26 protein-coding genes are annotated in these 25,655 nt (G+C 70.1%); 10 read left to right on the top strand and 16 right to left on the bottom strand.

Translation table 11 applies throughout. From position 1 onward, the window contains the following. Positions 1-5 precede the first annotated feature (5 nt). Complete coding sequence (locus IMZ11_RS24535; RefSeq protein ID WP_228644694.1) at positions 6-950, bottom strand: GNAT family N-acetyltransferase; 945 nt, start codon at positions 948-950, stop codon at positions 6-8. A 61-nt stretch (positions 951-1,011) separates the two neighbouring features. Then, positions 1,012-1,383, bottom strand: a complete 372-nt coding sequence (locus IMZ11_RS24530; RefSeq protein ID WP_061256904.1) for a VOC family protein — start codon at positions 1,381-1,383, stop codon at positions 1,012-1,014. Between the two features lie 381 nt (positions 1,384-1,764). Between IMZ11_RS24530 and IMZ11_RS24525 the strand changes: the two genes are divergently transcribed. The 4 genes from IMZ11_RS24525 to IMZ11_RS24510 all read left to right on the top strand — a co-directional run bounded on the left by IMZ11_RS24525 (position 1,765) and on the right by IMZ11_RS24510 (position 4,225). Continuing rightward, a complete protein-coding gene (locus IMZ11_RS24525) occupies positions 1,765-2,280 on the top strand; it encodes a phosphate-starvation-inducible PsiE family protein (RefSeq protein ID WP_228644693.1) in 516 nt (171 codons plus the stop codon). 220 nt (positions 2,281-2,500) lie between these two features. Further along, a complete protein-coding gene (locus IMZ11_RS24520; protein WP_228644692.1) occupies positions 2,501-3,082 on the top strand; it encodes a MarR family winged helix-turn-helix transcriptional regulator in 582 nt (193 codons plus the stop codon). An 85-nt stretch (positions 3,083-3,167) separates the two neighbouring features. After that, positions 3,168-3,542: a nuclear transport factor 2 family protein gene (locus tag IMZ11_RS24515; protein WP_228644691.1), complete on the top strand. Its 375-nt coding sequence runs from the start codon at positions 3,168-3,170 to the stop codon at positions 3,540-3,542. A 155-nt stretch (positions 3,543-3,697) separates the two neighbouring features. Further along, positions 3,698-4,225 carry a GNAT family N-acetyltransferase gene (locus IMZ11_RS24510; protein WP_228644690.1) on the top strand — a complete coding sequence of 176 codons (528 nt, stop codon included), beginning with the start codon at positions 3,698-3,700 and terminating at the stop codon, positions 4,223-4,225. A 235-nt stretch (positions 4,226-4,460) separates the two neighbouring features. Here the strand turns inward: IMZ11_RS24510 and IMZ11_RS24505 are convergent, their stop codons facing one another. Further along, positions 4,461-5,645, bottom strand: coding sequence for a serine hydrolase domain-containing protein (locus tag IMZ11_RS24505; RefSeq protein ID WP_228644689.1), 1,185 nt, complete (start codon positions 5,643-5,645; stop codon positions 4,461-4,463). A gap of 41 nt (positions 5,646-5,686) precedes the next feature. Continuing rightward, the gene (locus tag IMZ11_RS24500; RefSeq protein ID WP_228644688.1) at positions 5,687-6,064 is read right to left on the bottom strand and encodes a hypothetical protein; all 378 of its coding nucleotides are present in this window, start codon (positions 6,062-6,064) and stop codon (positions 5,687-5,689) included. Between the two features lie 228 nt (positions 6,065-6,292). Between IMZ11_RS24500 and IMZ11_RS24495 the strand changes: the two genes are divergently transcribed. Next, positions 6,293-7,003: a GNAT family N-acetyltransferase gene (locus IMZ11_RS24495; RefSeq protein ID WP_228644687.1), complete on the top strand. Its 711-nt coding sequence runs from the start codon at positions 6,293-6,295 to the stop codon at positions 7,001-7,003. An 85-nt stretch (positions 7,004-7,088) separates the two neighbouring features. Then, positions 7,089-8,063: an aldo/keto reductase gene (locus IMZ11_RS24490; protein WP_228644706.1), complete on the top strand. Its 975-nt coding sequence runs from the start codon at positions 7,089-7,091 to the stop codon at positions 8,061-8,063. 59 nt (positions 8,064-8,122) lie between these two features. Here IMZ11_RS24490 and IMZ11_RS24485 read toward each other — a convergent pair whose 3' ends face one another. Beyond that, positions 8,123-8,701 carry a cupin domain-containing protein gene (locus tag IMZ11_RS24485; protein WP_228644686.1) on the bottom strand — a complete coding sequence of 193 codons (579 nt, stop codon included), beginning with the start codon at positions 8,699-8,701 and terminating at the stop codon, positions 8,123-8,125. A 16-nt stretch (positions 8,702-8,717) separates the two neighbouring features. Between IMZ11_RS24485 and polX the strand changes: the two genes are divergently transcribed. The 4 genes from polX to IMZ11_RS24465 all read left to right on the top strand — a co-directional run bounded on the left by polX (position 8,718) and on the right by IMZ11_RS24465 (position 14,219). Further along, complete coding sequence (gene polX, locus IMZ11_RS24480) at positions 8,718-10,403, top strand: DNA polymerase/3'-5' exonuclease PolX (RefSeq protein WP_228644685.1); 1,686 nt, start codon at positions 8,718-8,720, stop codon at positions 10,401-10,403. Positions 10,404-10,694: 291 nt separating this feature from the next. Then, a complete protein-coding gene (locus IMZ11_RS24475) occupies positions 10,695-10,982 on the top strand; it encodes a sulfurtransferase TusA family protein (protein ID WP_228644684.1) in 288 nt (95 codons plus the stop codon). Positions 10,983-11,157: 175 nt separating this feature from the next. Continuing rightward, the gene (locus tag IMZ11_RS24470; protein ID WP_228644683.1) at positions 11,158-12,408 is read left to right on the top strand and encodes a sulfite oxidase; all 1,251 of its coding nucleotides are present in this window, start codon (positions 11,158-11,160) and stop codon (positions 12,406-12,408) included. A 254-nt stretch (positions 12,409-12,662) separates the two neighbouring features. After that, positions 12,663-14,219, top strand: a complete 1,557-nt coding sequence (locus IMZ11_RS24465; RefSeq protein ID WP_228644682.1) for a wax ester/triacylglycerol synthase family O-acyltransferase — start codon at positions 12,663-12,665, stop codon at positions 14,217-14,219. Positions 14,220-14,240: 21 nt separating this feature from the next. Here the strand turns inward: IMZ11_RS24465 and IMZ11_RS24460 are convergent, their stop codons facing one another. The 11 genes from IMZ11_RS24460 to IMZ11_RS24410 form a co-directional block, all read right to left on the bottom strand. Next, the gene (locus IMZ11_RS24460; protein ID WP_228644681.1) at positions 14,241-14,783 is read right to left on the bottom strand and encodes a TetR/AcrR family transcriptional regulator; all 543 of its coding nucleotides are present in this window, start codon (positions 14,781-14,783) and stop codon (positions 14,241-14,243) included. A gap of 147 nt (positions 14,784-14,930) precedes the next feature. Then, positions 14,931-16,541 carry a cation acetate symporter gene (locus IMZ11_RS24455; protein WP_061256882.1) on the bottom strand — a complete coding sequence of 537 codons (1,611 nt, stop codon included), beginning with the start codon at positions 16,539-16,541 and terminating at the stop codon, positions 14,931-14,933. Then, positions 16,538-16,870 carry a DUF485 domain-containing protein gene (locus IMZ11_RS24450; RefSeq protein ID WP_061256880.1) on the bottom strand — a complete coding sequence of 111 codons (333 nt, stop codon included), beginning with the start codon at positions 16,868-16,870 and terminating at the stop codon, positions 16,538-16,540. Before IMZ11_RS24450 ends, IMZ11_RS24455 begins: the two co-directional genes overlap by 4 nt. A 175-nt stretch (positions 16,871-17,045) precedes the next feature. Further along, positions 17,046-18,542, bottom strand: coding sequence for a cation acetate symporter (locus tag IMZ11_RS24445; protein ID WP_228644680.1), 1,497 nt, complete (start codon positions 18,540-18,542; stop codon positions 17,046-17,048). Then, on the bottom strand, positions 18,535-18,972 hold the full coding sequence (locus tag IMZ11_RS24440; protein ID WP_228644679.1) for a hypothetical protein: 438 nt from the start codon (positions 18,970-18,972) through the stop codon (positions 18,535-18,537). The genes IMZ11_RS24445 and IMZ11_RS24440 overlap by 8 nt, the downstream gene beginning before the upstream one ends. Further along, positions 18,969-19,718, bottom strand: a complete 750-nt coding sequence (locus IMZ11_RS24435; protein WP_061256875.1) for a LytTR family DNA-binding domain-containing protein — start codon at positions 19,716-19,718, stop codon at positions 18,969-18,971. The genes IMZ11_RS24440 and IMZ11_RS24435 overlap by 4 nt, the downstream gene beginning before the upstream one ends. A 79-nt stretch (positions 19,719-19,797) precedes the next feature. Beyond that, positions 19,798-23,133 (bottom strand): NACHT domain-containing NTPase, encoded by a 3,336-nt coding sequence (locus tag IMZ11_RS24430; RefSeq protein ID WP_228644678.1) that lies wholly within the window; start codon positions 23,131-23,133, stop codon positions 19,798-19,800. A gap of 56 nt (positions 23,134-23,189) precedes the next feature. Continuing rightward, positions 23,190-24,362, bottom strand: coding sequence for a sensor histidine kinase (locus IMZ11_RS24425; protein WP_228644677.1), 1,173 nt, complete (start codon positions 24,360-24,362; stop codon positions 23,190-23,192). A 10-nt stretch (positions 24,363-24,372) separates the two neighbouring features. Further along, positions 24,373-24,798 (bottom strand): HIT family protein, encoded by a 426-nt coding sequence (locus IMZ11_RS24420; protein ID WP_228644676.1) that lies wholly within the window; start codon positions 24,796-24,798, stop codon positions 24,373-24,375. A gap of 67 nt (positions 24,799-24,865) precedes the next feature. Continuing rightward, positions 24,866-25,243: a DUF3618 domain-containing protein gene (locus IMZ11_RS24415; RefSeq protein ID WP_228644675.1), complete on the bottom strand. Its 378-nt coding sequence runs from the start codon at positions 25,241-25,243 to the stop codon at positions 24,866-24,868. Then, positions 25,240-25,638, bottom strand: a complete 399-nt coding sequence (locus tag IMZ11_RS24410) for a phage holin family protein (protein ID WP_061256870.1) — start codon at positions 25,636-25,638, stop codon at positions 25,240-25,242. The genes IMZ11_RS24415 and IMZ11_RS24410 overlap by 4 nt, the downstream gene beginning before the upstream one ends. Positions 25,639-25,655 lie beyond the last annotated feature (17 nt).

Genomic DNA, 25,655 nt, shown 5'->3' with positions numbered 1-25,655 from the left:
TCGAGTCACCTCAGGCCGGTCGGCAGATCCGCCCGCCAGGCGTCGATGGCGAGCACGGGGCGCATCCCGACGGACAGGTAGAGGTCGAGCGCGGGCGTGACGTTGTTCGAGTCCACGTGCAGGATCGTGCCCGCCCGGCCGCGCCGCGCGTCCGCCGCGAACGCCTCGCGCAGCAGGAGCCTGCCGAGCCCCCTGCTCCGGAAGGCGGGCAGCACGGCGAGGGTGCGCACGTAGCCGCAGTCCTCGTCGGACACGAAGTGGTTGGTCCCGAGCAGCATCGCGGCCGGCTCGCCGTCCACGCGGGCGACCAGGAGCTGGCTCCAGTCGTTCGCGCTGGACGCCTCCATGTCGGAGGTCCACTCGTCGAACGTCCTGGGCACGAACCCGAAGTGCCGGGCGAAGCCCTCCTGCTGGATCCGGTGGGCCGTACGGAGCCTCTCCTGGCCGGGGTCGCCGCGTTCCACGGTCACGCCGGACGGGATCCCGGGCCCGGCGACCTCCGCGTCCTTCGTGTGGTCGATCCGCATGCGGTGGAAGCTGGTGGCGGCGGCGAGGCCGCGCTCCTCGGCCGCCGCCCGCAGCGCCGCGTCCTCGCGGTAGACGCCGATGTCCACCCGCGCCTGGGCGTGCCCGAGGTCGCGGGCGATCTCCACCGCCCGCTCCAGGACCCGCTCCCACAGCCAGTCCCCGACGTCGGCCACGCGGGCCTGGACGTCGATGTCCACGTTGTCGCTCGTCCCCTTGGGCGAGGCCCACCCCCAGCCCACCAGCCGCTCGCCGTCGTACACCAGCCAGCCGTCGGTGGCGAGCTCCAGCTCGCCGAGGATCTCGGCGACGTCCTCCAGGGTGGCGTCGGGCTTGCCGAGGATCCTGGTGTCGTGCTCGGCGACCAGCTCGTGGATCGCCGCCGCGTCGGCCTCGGTGGGCCGCCTGATGTCGTATCCGTTCACCCTGCGGTTGTACCGTCCGCGACTTGGCGGGGGCTTACTCGCGAATTGGCGGGCCGCACGGTCAGGCGTACGGCTGGGTGATGACCTCCATGTTGTGGCCGTCGGGATCGTCGAAGTAGACCCCGCGCCCGCCGTACAGGTGGTTGATCTCACCGGGCTTCTCGTGGTGCGGGTCCGCCCAGAAGTCGAGTCCCCGCTCCCTGATCCGCCCGAAGATCACATCGAACTCGGGCTCGGTGACGATGAAGCAGTAGTGGTTCTTCTGGACCTCGTCGACGTCCATGTAGTCGAGCGTGACGCCGTTGGCCGTCTTGATCGGCACGAACGGCCCCCACTGCGGGGCGGCCGAAAGGCCCAGGATCCCGGCCAGGAACTCCGCCGACGCGCGCTTGTCCCTGCTGGGCACGATGGTGTGGTTGAGATCGACGGACATCGAAGGCACCCTCCTGTCCCGTTTCAGCGAACCGGCTCTCCGGGGAACCGGATGCCGGGGAGGGGCATTCCCTCGCCCGTGGGAGCCTTCCTCGGTTCTCCCCTGATTTGATGGCATTCCCCGCACCTTGGGGCATGTTTCCCGGTCCGCCGCCATAAGGTCGCCACGATTCGGGCAATCTCCCTGCGGTGGCGCACACACGCGATGCCGACGAACGCCGAAAAGATCGGCAAAGACCGGCATCGGCCGCCATATCGGGGTACTCCTGAGAAAGCATCCGCGGCGGGGGACCGCGCGCGACGCCAGGCACGCCGATCCGGTTCCGGCCCGACCCATGGACGACGCCGATCTATGGAAGCCGACCTAGGGATGAGCCGATCTATGGATGATGAGACACGCGCATCGGCCCCGGGGGGCAGGCCGAGACCGCCGGCCAGGATCGCGCGGAGCAGGCTGGAGTCCCTGCTGCTGCGGGTCCTCACCCGCGTCGAACGGGCGCTCCTCTACGTGGTCGCGTTCATCCTGCTCGCCATCGCGGGCGGCGTCGTGGTCATGATGTTCGTGACCGCGATCCAGACCCCGGCGAGTTGGGGCGACACGGCCATCGCCCTCCTGGAGGAGCTTCTGCTCGTCCTGATCGTCATCGAGATCTTCGTGACGGTGCAGACCCACCTGGAGGGCGGCCATCTCCAGGTCGAACCCTTCATCATCATCGGCGTCATCGCCGTGGTCCGGCACATCCTGTCCGTGGTCGTACGGCTCAGCGTGACGATGACGCCGGAGCAGACCCGGGAGGAGTTCACGGAGCTGGCCGCCTACGCGGGAGTGACGTTCGTGCTGGTCGCGGCGCTGGCCCTCGCGCGCTGGTCGAAACGGGCCTCCCGCCCGGGCTCCTGACCGCCTGCCCAGGCGCGGCCGAGCCCGCGTTCGCCGCGCCTTTCGGGGACGACCATGTGGCCGCTCACGCTGTCGATCGATCGCCGGTTTCCCCGCCGAGGGAGTGCCGGTCGAGCGGGAGCCAGGGTGTGCCGATCGTCCCGGCGCCGCTGCCGCCCGGCTCCGGGCACGAGCTTGGGATGGACATTTAGTGAAGTAGGTAATAAAGTCCTGCTTCATTATGAAGGATGTACATAAATCATCGAGCGGCGCGAGCGGCTTCGAGCGCGACCACGACGACCACCTCTTCGATCCGCGCGCCAGGGAGGCCATGACCCGCTTCGCGGGCGGGGAGAACACCCTCGCGCTGGAGGCCGCGGCCGCCGTACGCACCGCCGTCCACGCCGTCGAGCGCATGCGCTCCCACGGAGCCGAGGGCCGCGGCCTGAGTTCCGGGGCGCTCGACATCCTGATCCGCCTCAGCGCCACGCCCGACGACGGCATCAGCATCGGCGACCTGGCCCAGGCGGCCGGGGTGAGCTCCCGCAACGTCACCGGGCTGGTGGACACCCTCGAACGCGACGGCCTGGCCCGCCGGGTCCCCGACCGCAACGACCGCAGGTCCGTACTCGCCCAGATCACGCCTGACGGGCTGGCGTGGATCGAAGCCTTCCGCCGTCCGACGCAGGCCGCCATGGCGGCGATCTTCCGGGGGTTCACGCCCGCCGAGCTCACCCAACTGCGACATCTGTGCCTGCGCCTCGCCGACAACCACCGCCGGCTCGCCGACCACCTGAGCCGCACGGCCGACCGCACCACCTGAGCACCGCCACCCGAGCCCGCGGCACCCGAGCACTGCCACCCGAGCCGCAGCACCTGAACGGCACCACCGACACGAACGGAGTGCGATGATCACCGACGCCACCCTGACCCGGCAGGCCGTACGTGGCTATCACGACGCCCGGTTCCGCGGGGACGTGCCCGCGGCCGCGGCCCAGCTCGCCGAGACCTTCGCGTTTCAGAGCCCGATGATGAGCTCCGCCGACGCCGCCGGGCACCTGGCCGGCCTCCCCGGCTTCCTCCAGATCGTCACCGGAGTCGACATGATCAGCGAGCTGTACGGCGAGTCCGAGGCGACCCTCGTCTACGACGTGCACACGGCCACCCCGGCCGGCACCCAGCGCACGGCCGAGCACTTCCGGCTCGACGACGGCAAGATCACCTCGATTACGCTGATCTTCGACGCGACGCCGTGGCAGCCGATGAAGGCGATGATGAGCTGACCCGGGCTCCACACGGCGTTCCCGGGGTCGGCCGGACGCCCGGCCCCGCCGGGCGTTCCGAGGAACACGCTCACCAGAACCTCTGTCAAAGCAGTTGCTCGATCGTCAACGCATCTGGTGACCTTTCCCGTGATCGCTTACCAAAGGAGCAACACGTGCTGATCGGGGACCTCGTACGATTTCGGCCGATGGAACCGGAGGACGCGGAAGCGCTCTGGCGCTGGAACAGCGACCCCGAGGCCATGCGCTGGCTCGACGACGGCTATCCGGAGTCCCTGGCCCAGGCCACGGCCCGTCACAGCGAACGTGAACGAAACTTCTACGGACACGTGCTCTTCGGGATCGAGACCATCGCCGAGGGCCGGCTGATCGGCCTCGTCCGGCTCAGTGGCGCGGAGCCCGAGACAGGCGACGCGGACCTCGACATCTACATCGGGGAGAAGGACTGCTGGGGTCGTGGGTACGGCACCGAGGCCACACGCATGATCTGCCGGTACGGCTTCGCCAAGATGCGACTGCACCGCATCACTCTCTGGGTGGCGGAGGCGAACGCCGCCGCGATCCACGTGTACAAGAAGGTCGGCTTCGTGGAGGAGGGGCGAGCGCGCGAAGCCTTCCGCCGGGACGGCGACTGGCACGACCTGATCCTCATGGGCCTGCTCGACGGCGAACTCAACGCCTGAAGCCGAGCCTGAGACCGCCGACCGACGGTGGAGCACCCGCCGCGCATGAGGAGTGCGCGGCGGCCGAATGGCCGTGCTGACGCGGCCCGAGATCAACATCGACGGCGTGGTGTGGTCGACGGTGGCGCAAGCCATGTCGGCCGGCAATGCTCCCTCACGGTATGCCGGAGACTCACGGTATGCCGGAGACGACCGGTTGATGCGCCGGTGCATGGAACAACGGGAGACCGGCGTCTTACCGGACCTGAGCCCTGATCGCGCTGTGGACCGCGTCCAGGAGGGTGGCGGCTCGCCGGTCCGGAACGCCTTCCTGAATGTGGTTCATGACATAGCCGAAGGCCAGGCCGCTCGCCGGGTCGGCGAAGCCGAGTGATCCGCCGTAGCCGGGAAACCCGAAGGCGGTAGGGCTGTACCAGAAGGCGTCGGGTGTCGGCAGGCCGAAACCGGTGCCGATCCGGACGGGAACCCGCAGGACGCGGTCGGTACCGCTGACCTGTTCCGCGGTCGCCGCCGCCAGGGTCTCGGGTGTGAGGATGCGATGCCCGTCGACCTCGCCGATGAGCGCGGCGTAGAAGCAGGCCAGTGCGCGGGCCGTGCAGATGCCGTTGGTCGAGGGCATCTCGGCGGACTGCTCGCCGGGGTCGTCGTGGTTCAGCGGCGGCGTGACGACGGTCATCGACCGCATGGTCAGTGACGTGGGATCGGCATAGGCTCTCATCACCTCGCGCGCGGGTTCGGGAAGAGCGTCCAGGTCGATCCCAGCCAGTGCGTCCAGGTCGATCGGGTCGGCGACGATGCGGCTGACCCGATGCTGCTCGGCTTTCGGCAGCCCGATCCACAGGTCCAGGTCGAGCGGAGCGGCGATCTCTTCGGCGAGGAACGTGCCGATGCTGCGGCCGGTCACCCGGCGGACGACTTCGCCGACCAGCCATCCGTAGGTGTGCGCGTGGTAGCCATGCTCGGTGCCCGGCTCCCAGAATGGGCGCTGGGCGGCCAGCGCGGTCACCATCGGGTCCCAGGCGATCGCCTCCGCCGGGGTGATCGGGCGGTCGATCGCGGGCAGTCCGGCCTGGTGGGTGAGCAGCCAGCGGACGGGGATGCGGTCCTTCCCGTTGGCCGCGAACTCCGGCCAATACTCGGCGACGGGTGCGTCGAGGTCCAGTTCGCCGCGCTGGGCCAGCAGGTGCGCGCAGGCGGCGGTGACGCCCTTGGTGGTGGAGAACACGACCTGCAAGGTGTCGCGCTCCCAGCGGCGGCCGGTCTCGGGATCGGCGATTCCACCCCACAGGTCGACGACTTTCCGACCGTGCAGGTAGACGCAGACCGCGGCGCCCACCTCCTGCTCGCCGCCCAGATTGGCCGCGAACGCCTCACGTACTCCTTCGAATCCTGGTGCGGTACTCCCACCGATTTCGGGCATGCGTCATCGCCTTCCGTGTAGGACTGTGATGCCGGGAAGTGCTACCTGCGCCAGTGCCCGATCAGCCAGGCACAGATTTCCGGCTCGGTCATCTCGGGAAACTCTTCGGTGAACGTGGCGAGTGCGCGCAGCGCTTCGTCGCGGTCCATGCCACGCACCGCCGCTTCCCTGAGGTACTCCTGACGTGCGGCGGAAGGACGGCCTCCGCCTACGCCACGGCCCGGTAGGCCGTTGCGCCACTGCACGATTTCCTCTAGCCGATCAGCCCGCCAGCCGGGGGCTCCGTCGACGTCGACGTCGGGCTCGGGGAATGGGTGATTCGAATCGCTCGGATAGCGGGAGCGCCACTTGTGCACCGCGTGCCGGCTCACCCCCAGCGCCTCGCCGATGCCGAGAACGCCGAGGAAGTGCTCGGTCATGGTGCACCAACTTGTCTGTCCGGCCTCCTCTGTGGATCTCATTACTACCACGCCCGAGGCGAAGCCCCGCGCCCGCGCAGGTGAACATCGTCTCTGACGGAGACAACATTAGGACGGCATAGAAATATCGTCAACAACGAAGACGAAGTTATCCCGAAGATTCCGGGCATAATGATCGTCGCGGCCCGACGGAAGCCAGGGCGATCAGCATGCAGGATCTGCCTCGGCATGATGAGCTACGGCGACCCCGACAAATGGGGCGGCTGGATACTCCCCCAAGACCAGGCCGAACCCATCGTCCGCAAGGCCGCCGACGGCGGCGACACCTTCTTCGACCGTCTACCCCCAAGGCGTCAGCGAGGAGATCACCGACATCGCCCGAGGACGCCACGACGCATGAAGGACAAGAGAATGCGGCACGACCACCATCACACATCCGCTCGACCACAGGTGGCCGTCCGGACCGCCGTTGAAGACGACGAACGGGCACTGGCGTTGATCGACCACGCCACCTGGTCGTTCGAGGCATCCCCAGCGCCGCTCTGGCCGCTCGAGACCCCGTTCTTCGACGACCGGACGGCACCGGAGAACGTCCTCGTCGCGCACGAGAACGAGCGCATCGTCGGCTACATCAAGCTCCGACCAGCCCCCATGGCCGCATCCAGCGGACACGTCCAAGAGGTCAACGGCTTCGCCGTCGCCCCAGCCCACCAAGGACGAGGCATCGGCCACCTGCTCCTCAACGCAGCACGACAGGAAGCGGTCATCCGGGGAACCCGCCGCATCACCCTCAGAGTGTTGGGCACGAACACCCGAGCCCAAGCCCTCTACCTCGCGCACGGCTACCGCGTCGAAGGCAGGCTCAAAGACCAGTTCCTGCTGCAGGGCCGCTACGTCGACGATGTCCTCATGGCACTCGAGCTCCCGGCCCCGGCCTGACACTCCGTCGAACCGAAGCAACCCCAGAGCGGGTGTGCCTCGCCTGTGTGTTCACAACGACCGGACGGAATCTAGGGTGATCGACATGGATTACGTACGGCTGGGCAACACGGGCCTCAAGGTCAGCAGGATCTGCCTCGGCATGATGAGCTACGGCGACCCCGGCAAATGGGGCGGCTGGGTACTCCCCCAGGACCAGGCCGAACCCATCGTCCGCAAGGCCGCCGACGGCGGCGTCACCTTCTTCGACACCGCCGACGTCTACTCCCAGGGCGTCAGCGAGGAGATCACCGGCAACCTGCTACGCGCGATCTTCCCCCACCGCGAGGACTACGTCGTCGCCACCAAGGTCTACTTCCCCATGGGCACCGGCAAGAACGACTGGGGACTGTCACGCAAACACATCCACGCCGCCGTCGACGCCTCACTCCGCCGCCTCGGCACCGACTACATCGACCTCTACCAGATCCACCGCTGGGACGACGAGACACCCATCGAGGAAACGATGGACGCGCTCAACGACGTCGTCCGCGCCGGAAAAGCCCGCTACATCGGCGCCTCCTCCATGTGGGCATGGCAGTTCGCCAAAGCCCAGCAGGTCGCCGCCGACAACGGCTGGACCAGATTCGTCTCGATGCAGCCGCACTACAACCTCCTCTACCGGGAGGAGGAGCGGGAGATGATCCCGCTGTGCCAGGACCAGGGCGTCGGGCTGATCCCGTGGAGCCCGCTCGCCCGGGGCCTGCTCGCCCGCGCGGGCGTCCCGGCCGAGACCGTACGCCAGGTCGGTGACGGCGCACGGCAGGAGCAGCTCTACGGCGGCGCGGCCGACGCCGCGATCATCGATCGGGTGGCCGAGACGGCGCGCGAGCGCGGTGTGGCCCCGGCGTCGGTGGCCCTGGCGTGGATGCTGCACCGGCCCGGCGTCACCGCGCCGATCATCGGCGCCACCAAGGAGCGGCACGTCGACGACGCGTTGGTGGCGGCCGGCCTCGAACTCTCCGACAAGGAGATGGCCTACCTCGAGGAGCCGTACCAGGCACGGGCCGTCCAGTTCTGATCAGGGCGGCGCCCTCGTCGTCCCTGCGCGGGCGCCGCCGCCCCACCGCCCCGGCCGGGCTACGGGAGCCCGTCCGAGTTCCGGAAGTCGATGATGTACGGCGGGGGAAGGGGGTCGTCCTCGGTGCCCGGCGCAGGGCTGCGTTCCAGCAGCCGCGTCCCGACCACGTGTCCGGCGAACACGGCGTGCAGCCTGACGCCGCTCCCGGACCGGTTGCGGAACCCGTGGGCGACGCCCGGCGGCACCAGGATCACCGATCCGGGGCCCACGGGCCTCCACTCACCGTCGTAGAACGCCTCCCCCTCGCCCTCGTCGATGATGAGGACCTCCTCGTTGGTGTGCGCGTGCACGGGGATCACCTCGTCCGACGCGAGATGCTCGAAGTTCACCACCAGGTCTTTCACGTAGCGCCCGTCGGGGCGGACCGGGTCCAGCACGAGGCTGTAGCGGGAGTTCGGTTTGTGATTGTGCGGATCCGCCGGGAAACGACGGTATTCCGGCTTCTGAATGACGGTCATGCCGACCAGCATGGTCACGGGCCGGCTCTCGGGGCAGATCGCACTTTCCGGTAACTCCGTCACACCGGGGTAACCGTCCACGTCGGCGGCGAAGGCGGGATCGAAGATTGTCGGGGGCACCCCGTACGCTGCTGGCATGGGACGGTCGAACGACGAGGCGGCTGCCGCCATCGAGGAGTACGCGGAGCTTTTCGCGCTGAACGGCGGGGACGCGTTCCGGGTGCGGAGCTACCAGAAGGCGGCGAAGTCGATCGCCGGCTTCCCTGAGGATCTCCGCCAGACGAACGTGCGCACGATTCCGGGCGTGGGCGAGGCGATCGCCAAGAAGGTCGAGGAGTTCCTCCAGCGGGGCAGCTTCCGCCAGCTCGACGATCTGCGCGCCGTCGTTCCGGAGGGGGTGCGCGAGCTCACGAAGGTCCCGACGCTCGGGCCGAAGAAGGCGCTGTTCCTGTTCCAGGAGCTCGGCGTCGACTCCCCCGCCGCGCTCGCCGAGGCGATCAGGGGCGGGCGGCTGGCCGGGCTGCGGGGCTTCGGCCCGAAGACCGAGGAGAACCTGCTCAAGGGCGTCGAGCAGCTCGAGCAGTCGGGCGGGCGGGTCCACATCGGCATCGCCATGGATCTGGCGGAGCGGGTCATCGCCTCGCTGCCCGCCGAGCGGATCGCCTACGCCGGTTCGCTCCGGAGGATGCGGGAGACGATCGGCGACGTCGACATCCTCGCCGTCGGCCCGGCCGAGCTGATGGCCACATTCGCGTCGCAGCCATACGTCACCGAGGTGATCGCGCGGGGCGACCGCAAGACGTCGGTCCGGACCGATCGCGGCCTCCAGGTCGACCTTCGCGTGGTCCCGGCCGAGTCGTGGGGGGCCGCGCTGGTCTACTTCACCGGTTCCAAGGAGCACAACGTCCACATCCGCGAGATCGCGGTGAAGAAGGGGTGGAAGCTCTCCGAGTACGGCCTGTTCGACGGGGAGGACCACGTCATCGCCTCCGAGACCGAGGAGGACATCTACCACGCGCTCGGCATGCAGTGGGTGCCGCCGACGCTGCGCGAGGACGGCGGCGAGGTCAAGGCCGCGCTCGAAGGCCGCATCCCCCGGCTGGTCGAGCTCGACGACCTCAAGGGCGACCTGCACACGCACACGAACCTGACCGACGGCATCGCCTCGCTCGACGACATGGTGGCCGCGGCGGCGGCGCGGGGTTACGCCTACTACGCCGTGACCGACCACGCGCCCGAGCTGTTCATGCAGCGGATGACGCTCGAGAAGGCGCTCCAGCAGCGCGCCGAGATCGCCGCGTTGCAACGGAGCTATCCGGACATGCGGTTGCTGCACGGCACCGAGCTCAACATCGCCCCCGACGGCTCCGTGGACTGGCCGGCCGAGGTGTTGGAGGGGTTCGACATCTGCGTCGCGTCCGTCCACTCGCACTTCGGCCAGAGCCGCGACGAGATGACCCGCCGATTCATCGCCGCCTGCGAGAACCCCAACGTCCACATCATCGGCCATCCGACCACACGGAAGATCGGCAAGCGGCCCCCGGTGGACGCCGACTGGGACGAGGTGTTCCGGGCGGCGGCGCGCACCGGCACCGCCATGGAGATCGACTCCTTCCCGGACCGGGCCGATCTCCCGTCCGACCTCGTCCGGCTCGCCCGCCATCACGGCGTCAAGTTCTCGATCGACAGCGACTCGCACGCGATCCCGCATCTGGCCAACGAGAGGTTCGGCGTCGGCATCGCCCAGCGCGCGTGGCTGACGACGGACGACGTGATCAACACCTGGCCGCTGGAGCGCCTGCTCGCGTTTCTCGGCCGGTAGGCCGGTCGTCGTCTATCGGGCCTCGCCGGGCCAGGGGTCGGGCGAGCGGAGCCGGGCGGTGATCGGGCGAGCGGAGCCGGGCGGTGATCCAGGTGATCGACTGCACCGCCTCGCCAGGGGTGCGGTGCCGTTCGGTGCGCTCGCCGTATGACTATTGGAGGTGGGGATGGGGCCGACATCGGCAAAGGCGTTTCCGGCCGTCCGCCTGCCGCACGCGCGCGGTCGCCGGGCCCGGCCGCTGGACGGCGGGCCGGGCGAATGGCGGGCCGACGGACGTCCGGTGGCCGCGGCATGACGGCGCCCGGCACGCCGGTCGTGATCGACGGAGGCGACCGGACCTGCGTGAAGCTCCTGCTGGAGCTGCGGAAGCGCATCACGGAGCTGCCCCCGGGCACGACGATCCACCTCATCGCGTCCGACCCCGCCGCCCCGGTCGACCTCCCCGCCTGGTGCCATCTGACCGGCCACACCTACCTCGGCCCGCTGCCCGACGCCCCCATGCCCACGTACGCGCTGCGTACGACCGACCGGCCCGCCGCCACCGGCGCCGAGGCACCCTGGCACCGGGACCGGACCTGACCTGACCCGCCGGGACCGCGGCGGAATCCGGCTCGGGACGCCTCCCTGACCGGACGCGTCATCCCAAGCCCGAAAGGGCCCGCATTCCTGGTGGACCAGGCCCAGGGTCCTGCCGCTTTCGCGGATTCAATGGTTTCCTGGTAGGTAATAGGTACATGGAGGAGGGGTGGTCCACATGGATCTCGAAGACCTGACCGGCGCGTCCGTCTCCCGGACCCGCGTCCCGCACCCGCGAGAGGAGGTCCGCTGTACACCGGGGGTCCCCTCCCCCATCGGCGAAAGCGGCCCCCACCAACCCGAACCCGGAACCGACGGCCCCGAACCCGACGGCCCCGAACGCGGCGATCCCGGACCCGGCCGCCCCTTCGTCAAACCGATGCCTCCCGAACTGTTCGACGTGCGCGGATCCTGCGCCGAGATGCGGTGGGAGGCGATGCGCGGCCGGGGCTTCCACGTCCCCAACGACCGGTTCTTCGTCAGGAACCACACCTCGACCCCGCTGATCGACGCCGCCACCTGGCGGCTGCGGCTGCACGGATCCGGGCTGCGCTCCCCCCGCCACTTCACGTACGACGAACTGCTGGCCCTGCCGCCGCGGACCATGGACGTGGCGATCGAGTGCGCGGGCAACGGGCGGTCCTTCTTCGCCGCCCAGCAGGGCCTGCACACCCCGGGCACACCCTGGGGGCTCGGCGCCGTCGGCGTCGCCCGCTGGCGTGGTGTGCCCCTGGCCACGATCCTCACGCTGGCCGGGGTCACCGAGGACGCCGTGGACGTCCTGCCGAGCGGCCTCGACCCGGAGTACGTCGACAACGGCGTGAACCTCGGTCATGTCCGCCGTCCGCTCCCGATCGCCAAGGCACTGGACGACGTGTTCCTCGCCTACGAGATGAACGGCGAACGGCTGCCACCCGACCACGGCTTCCCCGCCCGGCTGGTCGTCCCCGGCTGGACCGGGATCGCCTCGATCAAGTGGGTGGGGGACATCGAGGTCTCCACCACTCCGCTGGCCTCCCCCTGGAGCACCGACCTCTACCGGATGCTCGGCCCCGGCCAGTCGGGAGAACCGCTGACCACCCAGGTGGTCAAGAGCGCGTTCGAGCTGCCCTGGAACGCGACACTCCGGCTCGGGCGCCGGCATGTCCTGCACGGCAGGTCCTGGTCGGGCAACGGCCGCGTCGTCAGGGTCGAGGTCAGCTTCGACGGCGGGCGGTCGTGGCGGCGTGCCCTCACCCGTGGCCAGGGCGTGGCGACGGCCTGGACGCCGTGGCACATCACCTGGTTCCCGAGGGAGCCCGGCCCGTACGTCCTCCTGGCCCGCGCCACCGACGAGACCGGGGCCACCCAGCCGACGCGCACGCCGTACAACACGCTGGGCTACCTCTTCGACGGGATCGTTGAACATCACGTCACGGTGGCCGACTAGAAGAGCCGCCGAACGGGAATGTCACCACGAGGCCACCTCACCTGCATCGGGCGAGGTGAGGCGCGTCCGACCGGCACTGGTCTCGCTCTCGTGGCCTTTCCCGGCACCATGCCGGGGTCACGCGCGTCTGAAGTCGCTCCCCGGAGACGTGCGGGAAACGCGGCGGTAACCCGGCGCGGAGATGATGGTCACACTCCGGAAGTGGACGATGATCGTCCGCCACGGAGCACGGAGGCGAGCAGGGAGGATTGCCGATGCGCCAGCTGACGGCACTCGACACGCAGTTTCTGAGCGCGGAGTCGCAGACGACCGCGTCGCATGTCGCGGGCGTGGCCATCCTCGATCCGGCGACCGCCCCGACCGGGACGATCACCCGGGAGGGACTGATCAGCCTGCTGCGCGAACGCCTCCACCTCGCCCCTCCGCTGCGGATGCGGCTCGCCGACGTGCCCTTCGCGCTCGACCGGCCGTACTGGACCGAGGCCCCGGACCTCGACCTTCGCGACCACGTGCACGAGTCCACGCTGCCGGCCCCGGGCGACGACGACCAGCTCGCCGAGCACGTCGCCCGCATCCACGCGCGCCGGCTGGACCGGGCGCGGCCGCTGTGGGAGATGCACCTGATACGCGGGCTGCCGGACGGCCGGGTGGCGCTGTACACGAAGGTCCACCACTGCGCCATCGACGGAGTCTCCGGCGCCGAGATCCTGGTCTCCTTGCTGGACCTCTCCCCGGAGCCCCGGCTGGTCGAGACTCCCCCGGACGTCCCGGCGGAGCGGAGGCCGGATCCGGTCACGATGCTGGCGGGCGCGGTGGCCCGCTCGGTCGCCCACCCCGTCGCGGCGCTCCGCTCGTTCACGCGGGCGGCGGCCGACCTCGACGCGATCCCCCTGGCCTCGGCCCTGCCGGGCGCCCGTCTCATCGCCCGCACGACCCGGCGGCTCCTCGGCGACGAGCGGCCCCGGCCGGAACTCCCGCCGCTCGCGCCCCCGCGTACGCCGTTCAACGGGACCATCTCCGGCGAGCGGAGCTTCGCCTTCGGATCGATCCCGCTGGTCGAGATCCGGCGGGTCTCCCGGACCTTCGGGATGAGTGTCAACGACGTCGTCATGACCCTGTGCGCGTCCGCGCTGCGCCGCTGGCTGGTCTCGTGCGACGCGCTGCCCGACCAGCCCCTCATCGCGGCGGTCCCGGTCGCGGTCCGTACGGCACGCGGCAGCGAGACCATCGGCAACCAGATCTCCGCGATGATCACCCCGCTGGCGACGCACGTGGACTGCCCGAAGGAGCGGCTGACCATGGTGCGCGCCGCCATGCTGGCCGCCAAGCGGCGTTTCGCGGTGTCCCCGGCGACCTGGCTCAGCGACGTCTGCGCGATGTTCCCCGCGCCGTTCTCGGCGCTGGCCACACCCACGCTGTTCCGGTTGGCCGGCATGGTGGGGACCGGGGTGAACCTGATCGTGTCCAACGTTCCCGGCCCGCCGTTCCCGCTCTTCCTCTGTGGGGCCCGGGTGTTGTCGTACTACCCGATGTCCGTGCTGACCGACGTCACGGGAGCGCTCAGCATCACCTGCATCACGTACGACGGGCGGCTGGACCTCGGAGTGGTGGCCTGCCCCGACCGGGTGCCCGACGTGTGGAGCCTGATCGGCCACATCGACGAGGCGATGGAGGAGCTCACCACGCTGGCCAAGCGGGAGCGGGCCGGGGAGACGGAGAGTGAGGACGGCTCGGGGGACGAACCGGTCGCGGCGAGCGAGCCGGTCATCGTGGAGCGAAGCGCCCCGGCCGTGGAGAAGGTGCCCGCCTGACCGGTGACGCCGTGCGGACGGTCAGCCCAGCGCGTGGACGATCAGCTCGGCCACCGCGTCCGGGTCGATGTGGTGGCCGGTGAGCTGGCAGAGGCTCTCCTGGTAGAGCAGGACGGCGGCGAACGTGGCGGCGGCCGCCTCCAGCCTGGCCGCGTCGCCGCGTCCGCCCGGCATGGCGAGCTCCAGGGCGAACCGCGCCCTCCTGATGATCTCGGCGTTGAGCCGGCCCAGCCGCTCGCGCACCGATCCGTGCGTGTCGGCCTCGCGGAACAGGATCCGCCGCATCGCGGGCGACGCGTGCAAGGGCAGCCGCCGAGCCAGCCGGGACAGGGCTCCCGCGGCGTCGCCCGGCACCGCCTCGACCTCCTCCTCGGTGACCAGGGTCCGCTCGTCCACCAGCGAGATCAGTACGTCGATCTTGCGGGGAAAGTAGTGGAAGAGCAGACCCTTGGGCACCCCGGCCAGTTCCGCGATCCGCGCCGTCGGGGTCGCGTCGTACCCGCCGCCCGAGAAGAGTTCCTCGGCCGCGTCGAGAATCCGGGTTCTGGCCGTCTGCCGGTACACAAAACCGACAATAACCATGCGAGATCCGGCGTACCATCCCGCGGCGGACAGGTGACCCTTCATCCCGGTCGCGTCATACCGCCGCGCGTGGAGCGGCCCGGCCGCGGGCTCTGCGCCACCCGCGACCGGGCCTGACCTGAAGCGGGATCAGTGCTCGGCGGCCTTCTCCGCGCCGACACCGGTGAGCGAGCGGACCTCGATCTCGGCGTACTTCGACGCGTTGAACTCCTTGCTGAGGACCGTCCCGATGTATCCGGCGAGGAAGCCGATCGGGATGGAGACGATGCCCGGGTTCGACAGGGGGAACCAGTGGAAGTCGGTGTCGGGGAACATCGACGTCGGCGCCCCGGAGACCACCGGCGAGAAGATGACGAGCACGACGGACGAGACCAGGCCGGCGTAGATCGCCGAGACGGCTCCCGAGGTGTTGAACCTCTTCCAGAACAGGCTGTAGAGGATCGCCGGAAGGTTGCCCGACGCCGCCACCGCGAAGGCCAGCGCCACCAGGAACGCCACGTTGAGCGACTGGGCGAAGATGCTCAGCGCGATGGCGACCGCGCCGATCACGAAGGCGGAGATCCGGGCGACCACGACCTCCTGACGCTCGGTGGCGTTGCCCCGCTTGAACACGTGGGCGTACAGGTCGTGCGCGAAGCTGGAGGAGGAGGCCAGGGTCAGACCGGCGACCACCGCCAGGATCGTGGCGAACGCGACCGCGGCGATGACCGCGAGCAGGATCGTGCCGCCGACCTCGCCGAAGATCAGTTCACCGACCGCCTTGGCGAGCTGCGGCGCCGCCGTGTTGCCCGCCTTGTCCTGGGCCGTGATCGCCTTGCTGCCGACCAGCGCGGCGGCGCCGAACCCGAGCACCAGGGTGAGCAGGTAGAACACGCCGATGATGCCGATGCCCCACTGGACGGACTTGCGGGCGTCCCTGGCGGTGGGCACGGTGTAGAAGCGGATCAGGATGTGCGGCAGGCCGGCGGTGCCGAGGACGAGTGCCAGGCCCAGGCTGATCAGGTCGATCTTGCCCGCGATACCCTGGGCCTCGGTGCCGTACTTCAGGCCCGGCTCCAGGAACGCGGCGCCCTTGCCGCTCTTCTCGGCGGCCTCGCCGAGAAGGCCCGACAGGTTGAAGCCGTACTTGCCGAGGACGAGCAGGGTGATCAGCGTCGCGCCGGTCATCAGCAGCACGGCCTTGACGATCTGGACCCAGGTGGTGCCCTTCATCCCGCCGAACACCACGTAGACGATCATGAGCAGGCCGACCGCGATGATCGTCCAGATCTTCCCGGCCTCGGAGTGCACGCCGAGCAACAGACCGACCAGGGCACCCGCGCCGACCATCTGGGCGAGCAGGTAGAAGATGCTGACCACGATCGTGGACACGCCGGCCGCCGTACGCACCGGGCGCGGCCTCATCCGGAACGCGAGCACGTCGGCCATCGTGAACTTGCCGGAGTTGCGCATCAGCTCGGCGACGAGCAGCAGCGCGACGAGCCAGGCGACGAGGAAGCCGATCGAATAGAGGAACCCGTCATAACCGGACAGCGCGATGATGCCGGCGATGCCGAGGAACGACGCGGCCGACATGTAGTCGCCGCCGATCGCCAGGCCGTTCTGCAGGCCGCTGAACGAGCGGCCGCCCGCGTAGTAGTCCGCGGCGGTCTTGGTGTTCCTGCTGGCCCAGAAGGTGATGACCAGCGTTCCGGCGACGAAGACGACGAACAGGATCGTCGACAGGGTCTCGTGCTTCATGCGGCCGTCTTCTCCTCGACCTCGTTGCGGAGCTCGTCGGCGAGCGGGTCGAGCTTGGCCGCCGCGTGCCGCGAGTAGGCCCAGGCGATCAGGAACGTCGAGACGAACTGCAGGATGCCGAAGACCAGGGCGACGTTGATGTTGCCGAAGAGCTTCGTGCCCATGAAGCCCCGCGCGAAGCCGGACAGAACGACGTAAAGTACGTACCACACGAGGAACGCCACAGTCGCCGGGAAGACCCAGCCCCGAAACCTGCCGCGCAGTTCCTTGAACCGCTCGCCGGCTTGAATCTCCTCATAAATCGATGCGTCATGTTGCCGAGTCGTCACGCGACCTCCAACGGCTGTGATCTGGATCACGCAGAGCGTAGGAGCGGACGGTACCCCGCGACGAGACGCCGGAGCGGGTTCTTCGGTGAGCCGCCGACACGCGGCGGTCAAGCAGGTACGGCCTGCGATGAGTGGTCCCATCAATGCGCCCAACGGTCGGCCGGGCCGCCGGACGTCAGACCGAGCGCGGCCGCCAGTCGCCGCGGTCCACGTCCAGCGTCTCCGGGGTGTGCAGGCGGACCATCGTCCTGGCCACGTTCCTCGGCACGCGGGACGGCGTCAGCAGCGAGACGACGATCATGACGGTGAAGGAGATCGGGACGCTCCACGCCGCCGGCTGGGCCAGCAGGGCCTCCGGCCATCCCGTGTACGGCCCGCCGATGATGGTCGCGATGACCGCGACGCAGGCCAGCCCGCCCCCGGTGAGGAGCCCGGCCAGCGCGCCGACCGTCGTGAGCCGCCGCCACCAGATGCCCAGCACGAGCAGCGGGCAGAACGAGGACGCGGCGACCGCGAACGCCAGCCCCACCACGTCGGCCACCGGGAGCGTCCGCGCCATCCCCGCCAGCGCGAACGGCACGGTCACCGCGAGCACCGTGGCCACGCGGAACGGCCGTACCCCGCCGCCCATGATGTCCTGCGCGATCACCCCCGCGACCGACACCGCCAGCCCGGACGACGTCGACAGGAACGCGGCGAACGCCCCCGCCGTCACCAGCGCGGTCAGCAGCTCCCCCGCCGTCCCGCCGACCAGCCGTCCCGGCAGGGTGAGGACGACGGCGTCCGTCGCGGGCAGCCCGTACACCCGGCCGAGGTAGCCGTACACCGCGGGCATCAGATAGAAGGCGCCGAGCAGCGTGAGGACCAGCAACGTGGTCCGGCGGGCGGCCCGGCCGTCGGGGTTGGTGTAGAAGCGGACCAGCACGTGCGGAAGGCCCATCGTCCCGAGGAACGTCGCCAGGATCAGCGAGTACGTCGCGTACACCGGATGCTCGCGCCCGTGCAGCGGCAGCGCCCACGGATCGCCGGGCGGCAGGCCGGGCGACCCGTCGGACCGCCAGGCGATCAGCATGAACACCAGCGGCACCGCCAGCGCGGTCAGTTTGATCCAGTACTGGAACGCCTGGACGAACGTGATCGACCGCATGCCGCCGGACAGCACGTTGAGCGCGACCACCACCGCGACGAGCAGACCGCCGGCCCAGGTCGGCGCGCCCGTGATCGTACGGAAGACCAGTCCGGCGCTCTGGAACTGCGGCATGAGGTAGAGCCAGCCGATCAGCACCACCAGCACGCTAGATGTGCGCCGCACCACCATCGACTCCAGCCGCGCCTCGGCGAAGTCCGGCAGCGTGTACGCCCCGGACCTGCGCAGCGGAGCCGACACGAGCACGAGCAGCACGAGGTATCCGCCGGTCCAGCCGACCGGGAGCCACAGCATGTCCGCGCCGTAGGTGAGGATCAGCCCGGCGACCCCGAGGAACGAGGCCGCCGAGAGGTACTCCCCGCCGATCGCCGAGGCGTTCCACAGCGGGGACACCGTGCGGGACGCGACGTAGAAGTCCGAGGTCGTCCGGGACACCCGGATCCCGAATGCCCCGATCAGGACCGCCGCGAGCAACACGAGCACAACCGCGGTCACACCGTACGCGGGGCTCACCGGGTCACTCACGCTCCATCAGGTCGGCGAAATGGCGCTCGTTCCGCTCCGCCTGCCGTACGTAGAGCCAGGCGCCGACGACGAACGCGGGATAGATGAGACCGGCGAGCACCATCCACGGCAGCGGCAGGCCGAACAGGTCGGCCGAGCGCAGCTCGGGGACCAGCAGGAACAGCAGGGGCAGCCCGCCGACCACGCAGCCGAGCACCGAGCAGACGAACAGCCCCAGCCGGAACTGGGTGCGCACCAGCGACGCCATGTAGACCTCGCCGAGCCGCGTCTGCTCGTCGATCTCCGTGGTGAGTGGGCGACGGGGCCGGCGGGCGGCTGCCGTGCGCGGGCTGGTGACGGCGACGCGGCGCGGCCGGTCGGCCTCGGCGGCGGACCGGTTCGCCCGCAGCAGATCCGAGATCCGCTTCTCTGTCGTCCGCTTCTCGGTCATCGGGGCCCGGCCTTCCGCGCCCGGCGGACCAGCAGGTCGCGCAGCTCGCGGGTGTGCCGCCTGCTGACGGGGATCTCCGTGTCGCCGATCCGCACGACGCACCGGCCGGAGTCGATGTGCAGCTCGTCGATGTGCCGGAGCGCGACCAGGTGGCTGCGATGGACGCGGACGAACCCGGCCGACGCCCAGCGTTCCTCCAGCGCGGCCAGCGGGATGCGCACCAGGTGGCTTCCCGTCGCGGTGTGCAGCCGGGCATAGTCCCCGCGCGCCTCGACGTACCTGACCTCGGTGCTGGTGACGAACCGGGTCACCCCGCCCAGCTCGACCGGGATCGTGTCCGCCTGCGGCCCGGCCTCCGGCACCGTACGGCTTCCGCACACACGCCTGATCGCCTCGGCCAGCCGTTCGGGCCGGACCGGCTTGAGCAGGTAGTCCTCGGCCTTCAACTCGAACGCGTCGACCGCGTGGTCCTCGTAGGCGGTCACGAACACGATCTTCGGCGGCCGGGTGAACTGGGCGAGGAGCCGGCCGAGCACCACACCGTCCAGGCCGGGCATCCGGATGTCGAGGAAGACCGCGTCCACGGGCCTGCCCTCGGCCATCGCCCGGTCCAGCAGCTTCAGGGCCGCCGCGCCGTCGCGCGCGGTCAGCACCTCGCCGATGCGCGGGTCCGCTCTGAGCAGGTACGCCACGTCCTCCAGGGCGGGCTGCTCATCGTCCACTGCCAGGACCCGCAGGCCGGTCACAGGCGTCCTCCTTCACCACCGAATCCCATAGAGCGTGATGAATCAGGACAGCCGAAGTCAACGCCCGGCCGCGCGGTCATCACACCGTCGCTTCCGGCTCGACGGGTCGGCCTTCGTTCTCCGTGTCCGGGCGGGCGCGGGTGACCTTCGCCTGCTCGACCTGCTCGACCACCCGCGCCATCCGGTCCAGCGTGATCTCCGGCAGGGACCGCAGGACCACCGGGAGGCGGTGCTCGCGCTGCTCCAGCCACGCCGCGAACTCGGCGCTCACACCCGGCACGGCGTCCAGGGCGACGTCGGGCACTGTGTCCGCCAGAGTGCCGAACCGGCTGCCGAGCAGGGGGGCGTCCGGGACACCGCGGGGCGACTCGCGCGTCAGGTCGATCGCGGCCAGCAGGTCGGAGAGCACCCGGACGGGTTCGAGAGCACCCGCCAGGGCGTGCCGCTGTACCTCGTCCACCCATTTCTCCACACCGCGACTCGTCCGCAGTTCGAGGAGCGTCCCCAACAGGTCCCGGGCTCCGGGCACGGCCCCGTCCGCCGCGAGGCGCAGTACGCGGGCAGTCTCGCGGCGACGCTCGATCGCCATGTAGATGAGGCCGAAGATCCACATGCCCGTGAACAATGCCGCTCCTATGGATCCCACAAAGATCACGAGGTTCTTGTAGTCGGCCAGCCAGCTGACCGCCCAGGCCGACAAGCCCGCGATGACCGGGATCGAGGTCGCCACGACGACGGCTCCCATGATTCTCGGCCTCGAGATCGGCCCCGAAGCGCCGAGGACGTGCACCACCGCGCGGACGGGGATGAGCGGCCACCGCGCCACCGAGGCCACACATCCATGCCGCACGGCATGACGCACGCAGCCGGGCCACAGCAGGAACAGGAAGGCGAACGCGACCGCGAGAGCCAGGCCGAAGCGGACGAGGGAAACGTCGAGCGCGGCGAAGGAGACGCAGAGGCGATCGGCATCGCCGGAGCCGGCGCAGCGAGAGGATTTCCCGAGCATGGTGACGAACGGGGACACGATCAGCCCTGACCGCATCAACCACGCGAGCGGATCAGCCTTGCCTCTCCCGGGAAGAGTGACGCGGACCCGCGTTCGGGGGAATCGAAGCGGGCTTTCCGGGGAGAGGATGAGCTGGTAGGTGGAGACCGCGATCGCCGCCGTGAACGCCCACATCAGTAGCGACGAGAACCCCGGAGTCTCATCGGCCAGAGCGACGAACGCGGTGATCCATCCGGTGGCCAGCAGCAAGTCGATCACGGGCGCCGCACGCAGCAGCCGCAGTGTTCCGAGCAACGGCCCCGGGTCGGGCAGCCGCGAGATCTGCGCGCGGATGATCAGGCTTTCGCTCGCCAGCCTGCCAGAGGCCGCCATCTCGATCAGGGCCGCCCGTACCCCGTCGTAGAGCTTCGCCGAGGGCGCGGCCAGCCTGCCGACGGCGTCGAAGGCGGCTCCCCTGAGGGTGCCGCTGCCGGCCGCGAAGCCCTGCTCGACCAGGAAGAGCGTGGTCGCCTCGTCGGCGATGGGCGACAGCTCCAGCGCCCACTTCCGGTCGTGGCGGCGGCCCCGGTCCCAGGCGGCCCGCAGGATCCTCCCGGCGTCGGCACGGCAGGAGTCCGGCAGCGTCGCGGGCGCTTGGCCCGCGCCGGCGCTCAGCAGACGGAGCAGGTGGTACGAGCCGGAGGGCCATCGGAACTCGCGCCGACCGGCGTCCGTGCCCTCCGCGTCCGTGCCCTCCGCGTCCGTGCCCTCCGCGTCCGTGTCTCCAGTACTCGCGTCTCCGGCTTCCTTGTCGTGCGTGTCCCGATCCGGGATCGCTTCGGGCAGCTGTGCGACCATGCGGCGCAGCAGGGCCGCGGCCTCGTCGAGGAGCACGGCGGTGTCGGCGGGCGGCTGGGTCTGGAGCACGGCGACCGCCGTCTCGCGCCACTGCCCCTCGGTCAGCAGCGCCTCGGGCGTGACCCGATCGCGGTCCCTCAACACGACGCAGGTGGCGAAGTACTCCTGGAAACGGCGGTGGGTGAAGGTGAACGCGGGATCCTGGGCCTCCCCGTCCCGCCGCCCCAGCTTCATGTACTCCATCGCGTCCAGGACGGCGTCGAGCTTCTGGACCGAGACCCGGCCCCCCGCGACGAGGGCCGTGCGCAGTGCGCCACGGGACGGGCTGAGCCCGAGTCCCCGTACGTCGGCCATGGAGAAGGCGGACTCCTCGACGACGGCCCGGACGAACGCGGGGCTCACGTCGTAGCGGCTCCGCACCCGTTCCGCGTCCCGTTCCAGCCGCTTCGCCAGGTAACTCTCGTACGTCGTGTACGCGTTGGAGGGGAACTCCCCGTTCTCGCGCACGTGCTCGCACAGGAGGCTGAGGGACATGGGGTTCGCGGCCAGTTGCCGCAGTTCCGAGTCGGCGGAGGCCAGGCCGTTCTCCACCAGCGCCTGCAGGTTCGGCGACAGCCCGGACCTGCTGACGAGGTCACGCTGCTGCCTTCTCGTCAGCCGGACGATCTTGAAGGTGGGCAGGTGGAAGGAGCGCAGGCCGTGGAACTCCCTTGAGGCGATCACCGCGCGGCACCGCTTCATGCCGTGCAGGAAGGTGTAGACGGCCTCCGCGTACTCCTTGAGGGTGTCGCTGGACTGGGCGGTGCTCAGCACGTCGGGGATCTCGTCGAAGGAGTCGAGGAGTATCAACCAGGAGCCGTCCTGCAATCCCTTGTCGAATTCCTCGTCCAGGAACCGGTCGACGTCCCGGTCGTTGACCCGTCTGAGCGTCGCGAGAATGAATTCCCGTACGGCGTCGCTGTCCACGGGCCGGCGCTCGGGACGGAACTCCTTGAGATTCACATAGAGCGGGATGACCGCCATTCCCCGGGCCTTGCTCGCCTCCCTGGCCAGCCGCTGGCCGATGTGACGCAGCGCCACGCTCTTTCCCGCGCCCGGCTCTCCCTCCAGGATGACGAGTCTTTCCCCGGTACGCCGAAGCGCTTTCGACAGGGATTTCTCCCTGCGCAGCAGGACGCTCCTGGACCTTGATCCGCCGAACCAGCGGAGCGGGTGTACCCGCCCCTCGATCTCCACCTCCGCCTCGAGTTCGGCGAACCGGTCGTCATGCCAGTCCTCGTTGCTCGCGAGCAATTTCAACTGCAGTTCGACGTGCTCCGCGAAATGCCTCCTGCGGCCTATCCGGAACCTGGCCTCGGGCGTCGGCCGGCGGAACACCGTGCGAAAGACGCCGCCCAGCCATTTCGCCGCCGGTATCAGCGGTTTCAGCTTTCCTGCCAGGACGATCACCGCGAGGACCGCGACCGCCAGGGCGACGAGCCAGCCGGGTGCTCCGGGCCAGATGTCCGCGAGCGGGTTATCGCTTTCCGGCGAGGGCGTGACGTCCAGTGAAACGAGGTCCGGCCACATGATCGGCACCATAAATGAGCCCTGTCACGCGGCCCGGACTTATCGGAGAGCGGTTATCAAGCCGAGACGCCGGGGTGGTACTTGGGGAGGCGGATGCTGACCTTGGTCCCGGCGTCCCTGGCGGTCTCCACCACCAGGCCGTACTCGTCGCCGTACACCTGGCGCAGCCGCTCGTCCACGTTGGCCAGGCCGACGCCGGTGGCCCGGTCCTCTCCGGAGAGGATGCGGCGCAGCCGCTCCGGGTCCATGCCGATGCCGTCGTCCTCGACGCTGATGCCGCACTCGGCCCCCGCGTCCTCGGCCAGGATCGAGATCCGGCCGGCACCCGGCTTGCTCTCCAGGCCGTGCCGTACGGCGTTCTCGACCAGCGGCTGGAGGCACAGGAACGGCACGGCGACGGCCAGCACCTCGGGGGCGATGCGGAGCGTGACCTGGAGCTGGTCGCCGAACCTGGCCCGTTCGAGGGTGAGATAGCGCTCGATGGAGTGCAGTTCCTCGGCGAGGGTGGTGAAGTCGCCGTGCCGCCGGAACGAGTAGCGGGTGAAGTCGGCGAACTCCAGCAGCAGTTCCCTGGCCCGTTCCGGGTCGGTACGGACGAACGACGCGATCGTGGTCAGCGAGTTGTAGATGAAGTGCGGCGAGATCTGCGCGCGCAGCGCCCTGACCTCGGCTTCCATGAGCATCGTCCGTGAGCGGTCGAGCTCGGCCAGCTCCAGTTGGGAGTCCACCCACCGCGCCACCTCCTGCGCGGCCCGCACCAGCCCCGCCGAGGCGTGGTCGCCGTACGCGGCGAGCGTGCCGACCACGCGGTCCTCGGTGGTGAGGGGCACGACCACGGCATGCCGGATGGGGCACTCCAGCAGGTCGCAGTCCAGCGCGAGCACCTGGGTCCTGCCGTCCTCCAGCGTCCTGGCGGCGTGGCCGAACGCCTCCTTGGCGTGGTGGTCGCCCTCGCCGTCGTAGACGAGCAGTTCCTCGCCGTCGGTGATGGCGATCGCCGGGGAGCCGAGAAGTTCGCGCAGGTAGCGCGACGCCTTGAGCGCGCCCGCCTGGGTGAGCCCGGCGCGCAGCGGCGGCGCGGCCAGCGACGCCGTGTGCAGGGTCTCGAACGTCGCGCGTTCGGCCGGGCTGCTGCCGAGCTCGCGCCGGCCGCGCAGCACACGCCACAGGACGATCGACGGCACGCCGACGAGCCCCGCCACCACCAGGACCGCCACAACGGGTTCCACGCCGCGTCCTTTACGTTGTAGATTTCTTGACTGCGGCCTGGATCCGCTCGGCGTACTCCCTCGCCTCGCCGTCGTCGGCGTACTTCACCCGGGGCCAGAAGAAGCCGCGCAGCCCGTCCTTGCGATCGCGCGGCACGACATGGGTGTGCAGGTGGGGGACGCTCTGGCTGACCCGGTTGTTCAGCGCGACGAAGGTCCCCGCGACGCCGAGGCCCTCCTCGACCGCGCGGGCCACCTCCCGCACCCGCTGGAAGTACGGTCCGACGTCGGCCACGGGCAGGTCCGACAGGGTCTCGACATGGGTCCGCGGCACGACGAGGACGTGCCCCTTGAAAACCGGCCGCGCGTCGAGGAAACCCACGGCCACATCGTCCGACAGCACCGTAGCGGCCGGTGTGCGGCCCGCCACGATGGCGCAGAACACGCAATCGTCCACGCGCGCCCCTTCTCGTGATCCTCTGGACATCGTCCCACTGGAGGACCACGGCCGGGGCGGTGCCGGGTCAGGCCGGCCGCCGCCGGCCTCGCCGCATCAGCAGGCGGAGGAGCACCGCCGCCGCCATCCCGGCCACGGCGACGATCAGCATGGGTCGCGTCCTGCCCGCCGCCCGGCGGGCCTTCTCGCCGGCGCGGCGCCTGACGTCGAGCCGGGACGCCAGGGCGGCCACGGTACGGGCGAGCTCCGCGCGGTCGCGCTCGATGTCGGCGAGTACCGCCGCCTCCTCGGCTTCGGCCGGCTGCCACACGACGATGACGCGCTGCAACGACTCGTTCAGGGTGTCGCCGGGCTCGCTGACCGCACCACCCTTCACGAGTTGGCTGTGCACCCCGACCTCTCCCGCGGTGTCGTCGCGGTCCAGCCAGGGGTCGGTTTCGCTCACCTGCGCGCTCCCTCACGCACGACGCCGATGTCACTCCTGACGCTCCGCATCGTCCGGCGCGGGGTCGGCGGCGTCGCGGCGGACACCTGCTGCTTCCCCACCACACCGAGCACGGCGGCCAGGAAGAGCAGCCCGCCGCCGACGGCGAGTGCCGCCGCCCAGGCGGGAATCACGAGCGCCAGGGCGAGGATCGCGGTGGCCACGAGCGCTCCCCCGCCGAGCAGGGCGATCACCCCGGCACCGCCGAAGAGCCCGGCGCCGATCCCGGCGTGCCTGCCCTTCTCCGTGAGCTCGATCTTGGCGAGCCGCAGTTCGTCCCGGACCAGCCGGGACATCTGCTCCGACATCTGCCGGACCAGCTCGCCGGTGGACGGAGCTTCCTTGGTGTGAACCATGGGTGCCTCCCATGTAG

The organism is Microtetraspora sp. AC03309 (genome assembly GCF_020826795.1).
In the GTDB taxonomy this organism is placed as follows: domain Bacteria; phylum Actinomycetota; class Actinomycetes; order Streptosporangiales; family Streptosporangiaceae; genus Microtetraspora; species Microtetraspora glauca.
Note: the sequence above shows the minus strand (reverse complement) of the source record. Positions and strands in the feature narration are given on the sequence as shown.

Excerpts from the sequence above, each read along its gene's own strand:
- IMZ11_RS24530 (WP_061256904.1), bottom strand. The coding sequence starts at position 1,383 with ATGTCCGTCGATCTCAACCACACCATCGTGCCCAGCAGGGACAAGCGC.
- IMZ11_RS24525 (WP_228644693.1), top strand. The coding sequence starts at position 1,765 with ATGGATGATGAGACACGCGCATCGGCCCCGGGGGGCAGGCCGAGACCG.
- IMZ11_RS24520 (WP_228644692.1), top strand. The coding sequence starts at position 2,501 with ATGAAGGATGTACATAAATCATCGAGCGGCGCGAGCGGCTTCGAGCGC.
- IMZ11_RS24515 (WP_228644691.1), top strand. The coding sequence starts at position 3,168 with ATGATCACCGACGCCACCCTGACCCGGCAGGCCGTACGTGGCTATCAC.
- IMZ11_RS24505 (WP_228644689.1), bottom strand. The coding sequence starts at position 5,645 with ATGCCCGAAATCGGTGGGAGTACCGCACCAGGATTCGAAGGAGTACGT.
- IMZ11_RS24500 (WP_228644688.1), bottom strand. The coding sequence starts at position 6,064 with ATGACCGAGCACTTCCTCGGCGTTCTCGGCATCGGCGAGGCGCTGGGG.
- IMZ11_RS24495 (WP_228644687.1), top strand. The coding sequence starts at position 6,293 with ATGATGAGCTACGGCGACCCCGACAAATGGGGCGGCTGGATACTCCCC.
- IMZ11_RS24490 (WP_228644706.1), top strand. The coding sequence starts at position 7,089 with ATGGATTACGTACGGCTGGGCAACACGGGCCTCAAGGTCAGCAGGATC.
- polX (WP_228644685.1), top strand. The coding sequence starts at position 8,718 with ATGGGACGGTCGAACGACGAGGCGGCTGCCGCCATCGAGGAGTACGCG.
- IMZ11_RS24475 (WP_228644684.1), top strand. The coding sequence starts at position 10,695 with ATGACGGCGCCCGGCACGCCGGTCGTGATCGACGGAGGCGACCGGACC.
- IMZ11_RS24470 (WP_228644683.1), top strand. The coding sequence starts at position 11,158 with ATGGATCTCGAAGACCTGACCGGCGCGTCCGTCTCCCGGACCCGCGTC.
- IMZ11_RS24465 (WP_228644682.1), top strand. The coding sequence starts at position 12,663 with ATGCGCCAGCTGACGGCACTCGACACGCAGTTTCTGAGCGCGGAGTCG.
- IMZ11_RS24455 (WP_061256882.1), bottom strand. The coding sequence starts at position 16,541 with ATGAAGCACGAGACCCTGTCGACGATCCTGTTCGTCGTCTTCGTCGCC.
- IMZ11_RS24440 (WP_228644679.1), bottom strand. The coding sequence starts at position 18,972 with ATGACCGAGAAGCGGACGACAGAGAAGCGGATCTCGGATCTGCTGCGG.
- IMZ11_RS24430 (WP_228644678.1), bottom strand. The coding sequence starts at position 23,133 with ATGTGGCCGGACCTCGTTTCACTGGACGTCACGCCCTCGCCGGAAAGC.
- IMZ11_RS24410 (WP_061256870.1), bottom strand. The coding sequence starts at position 25,638 with ATGGTTCACACCAAGGAAGCTCCGTCCACCGGCGAGCTGGTCCGGCAG.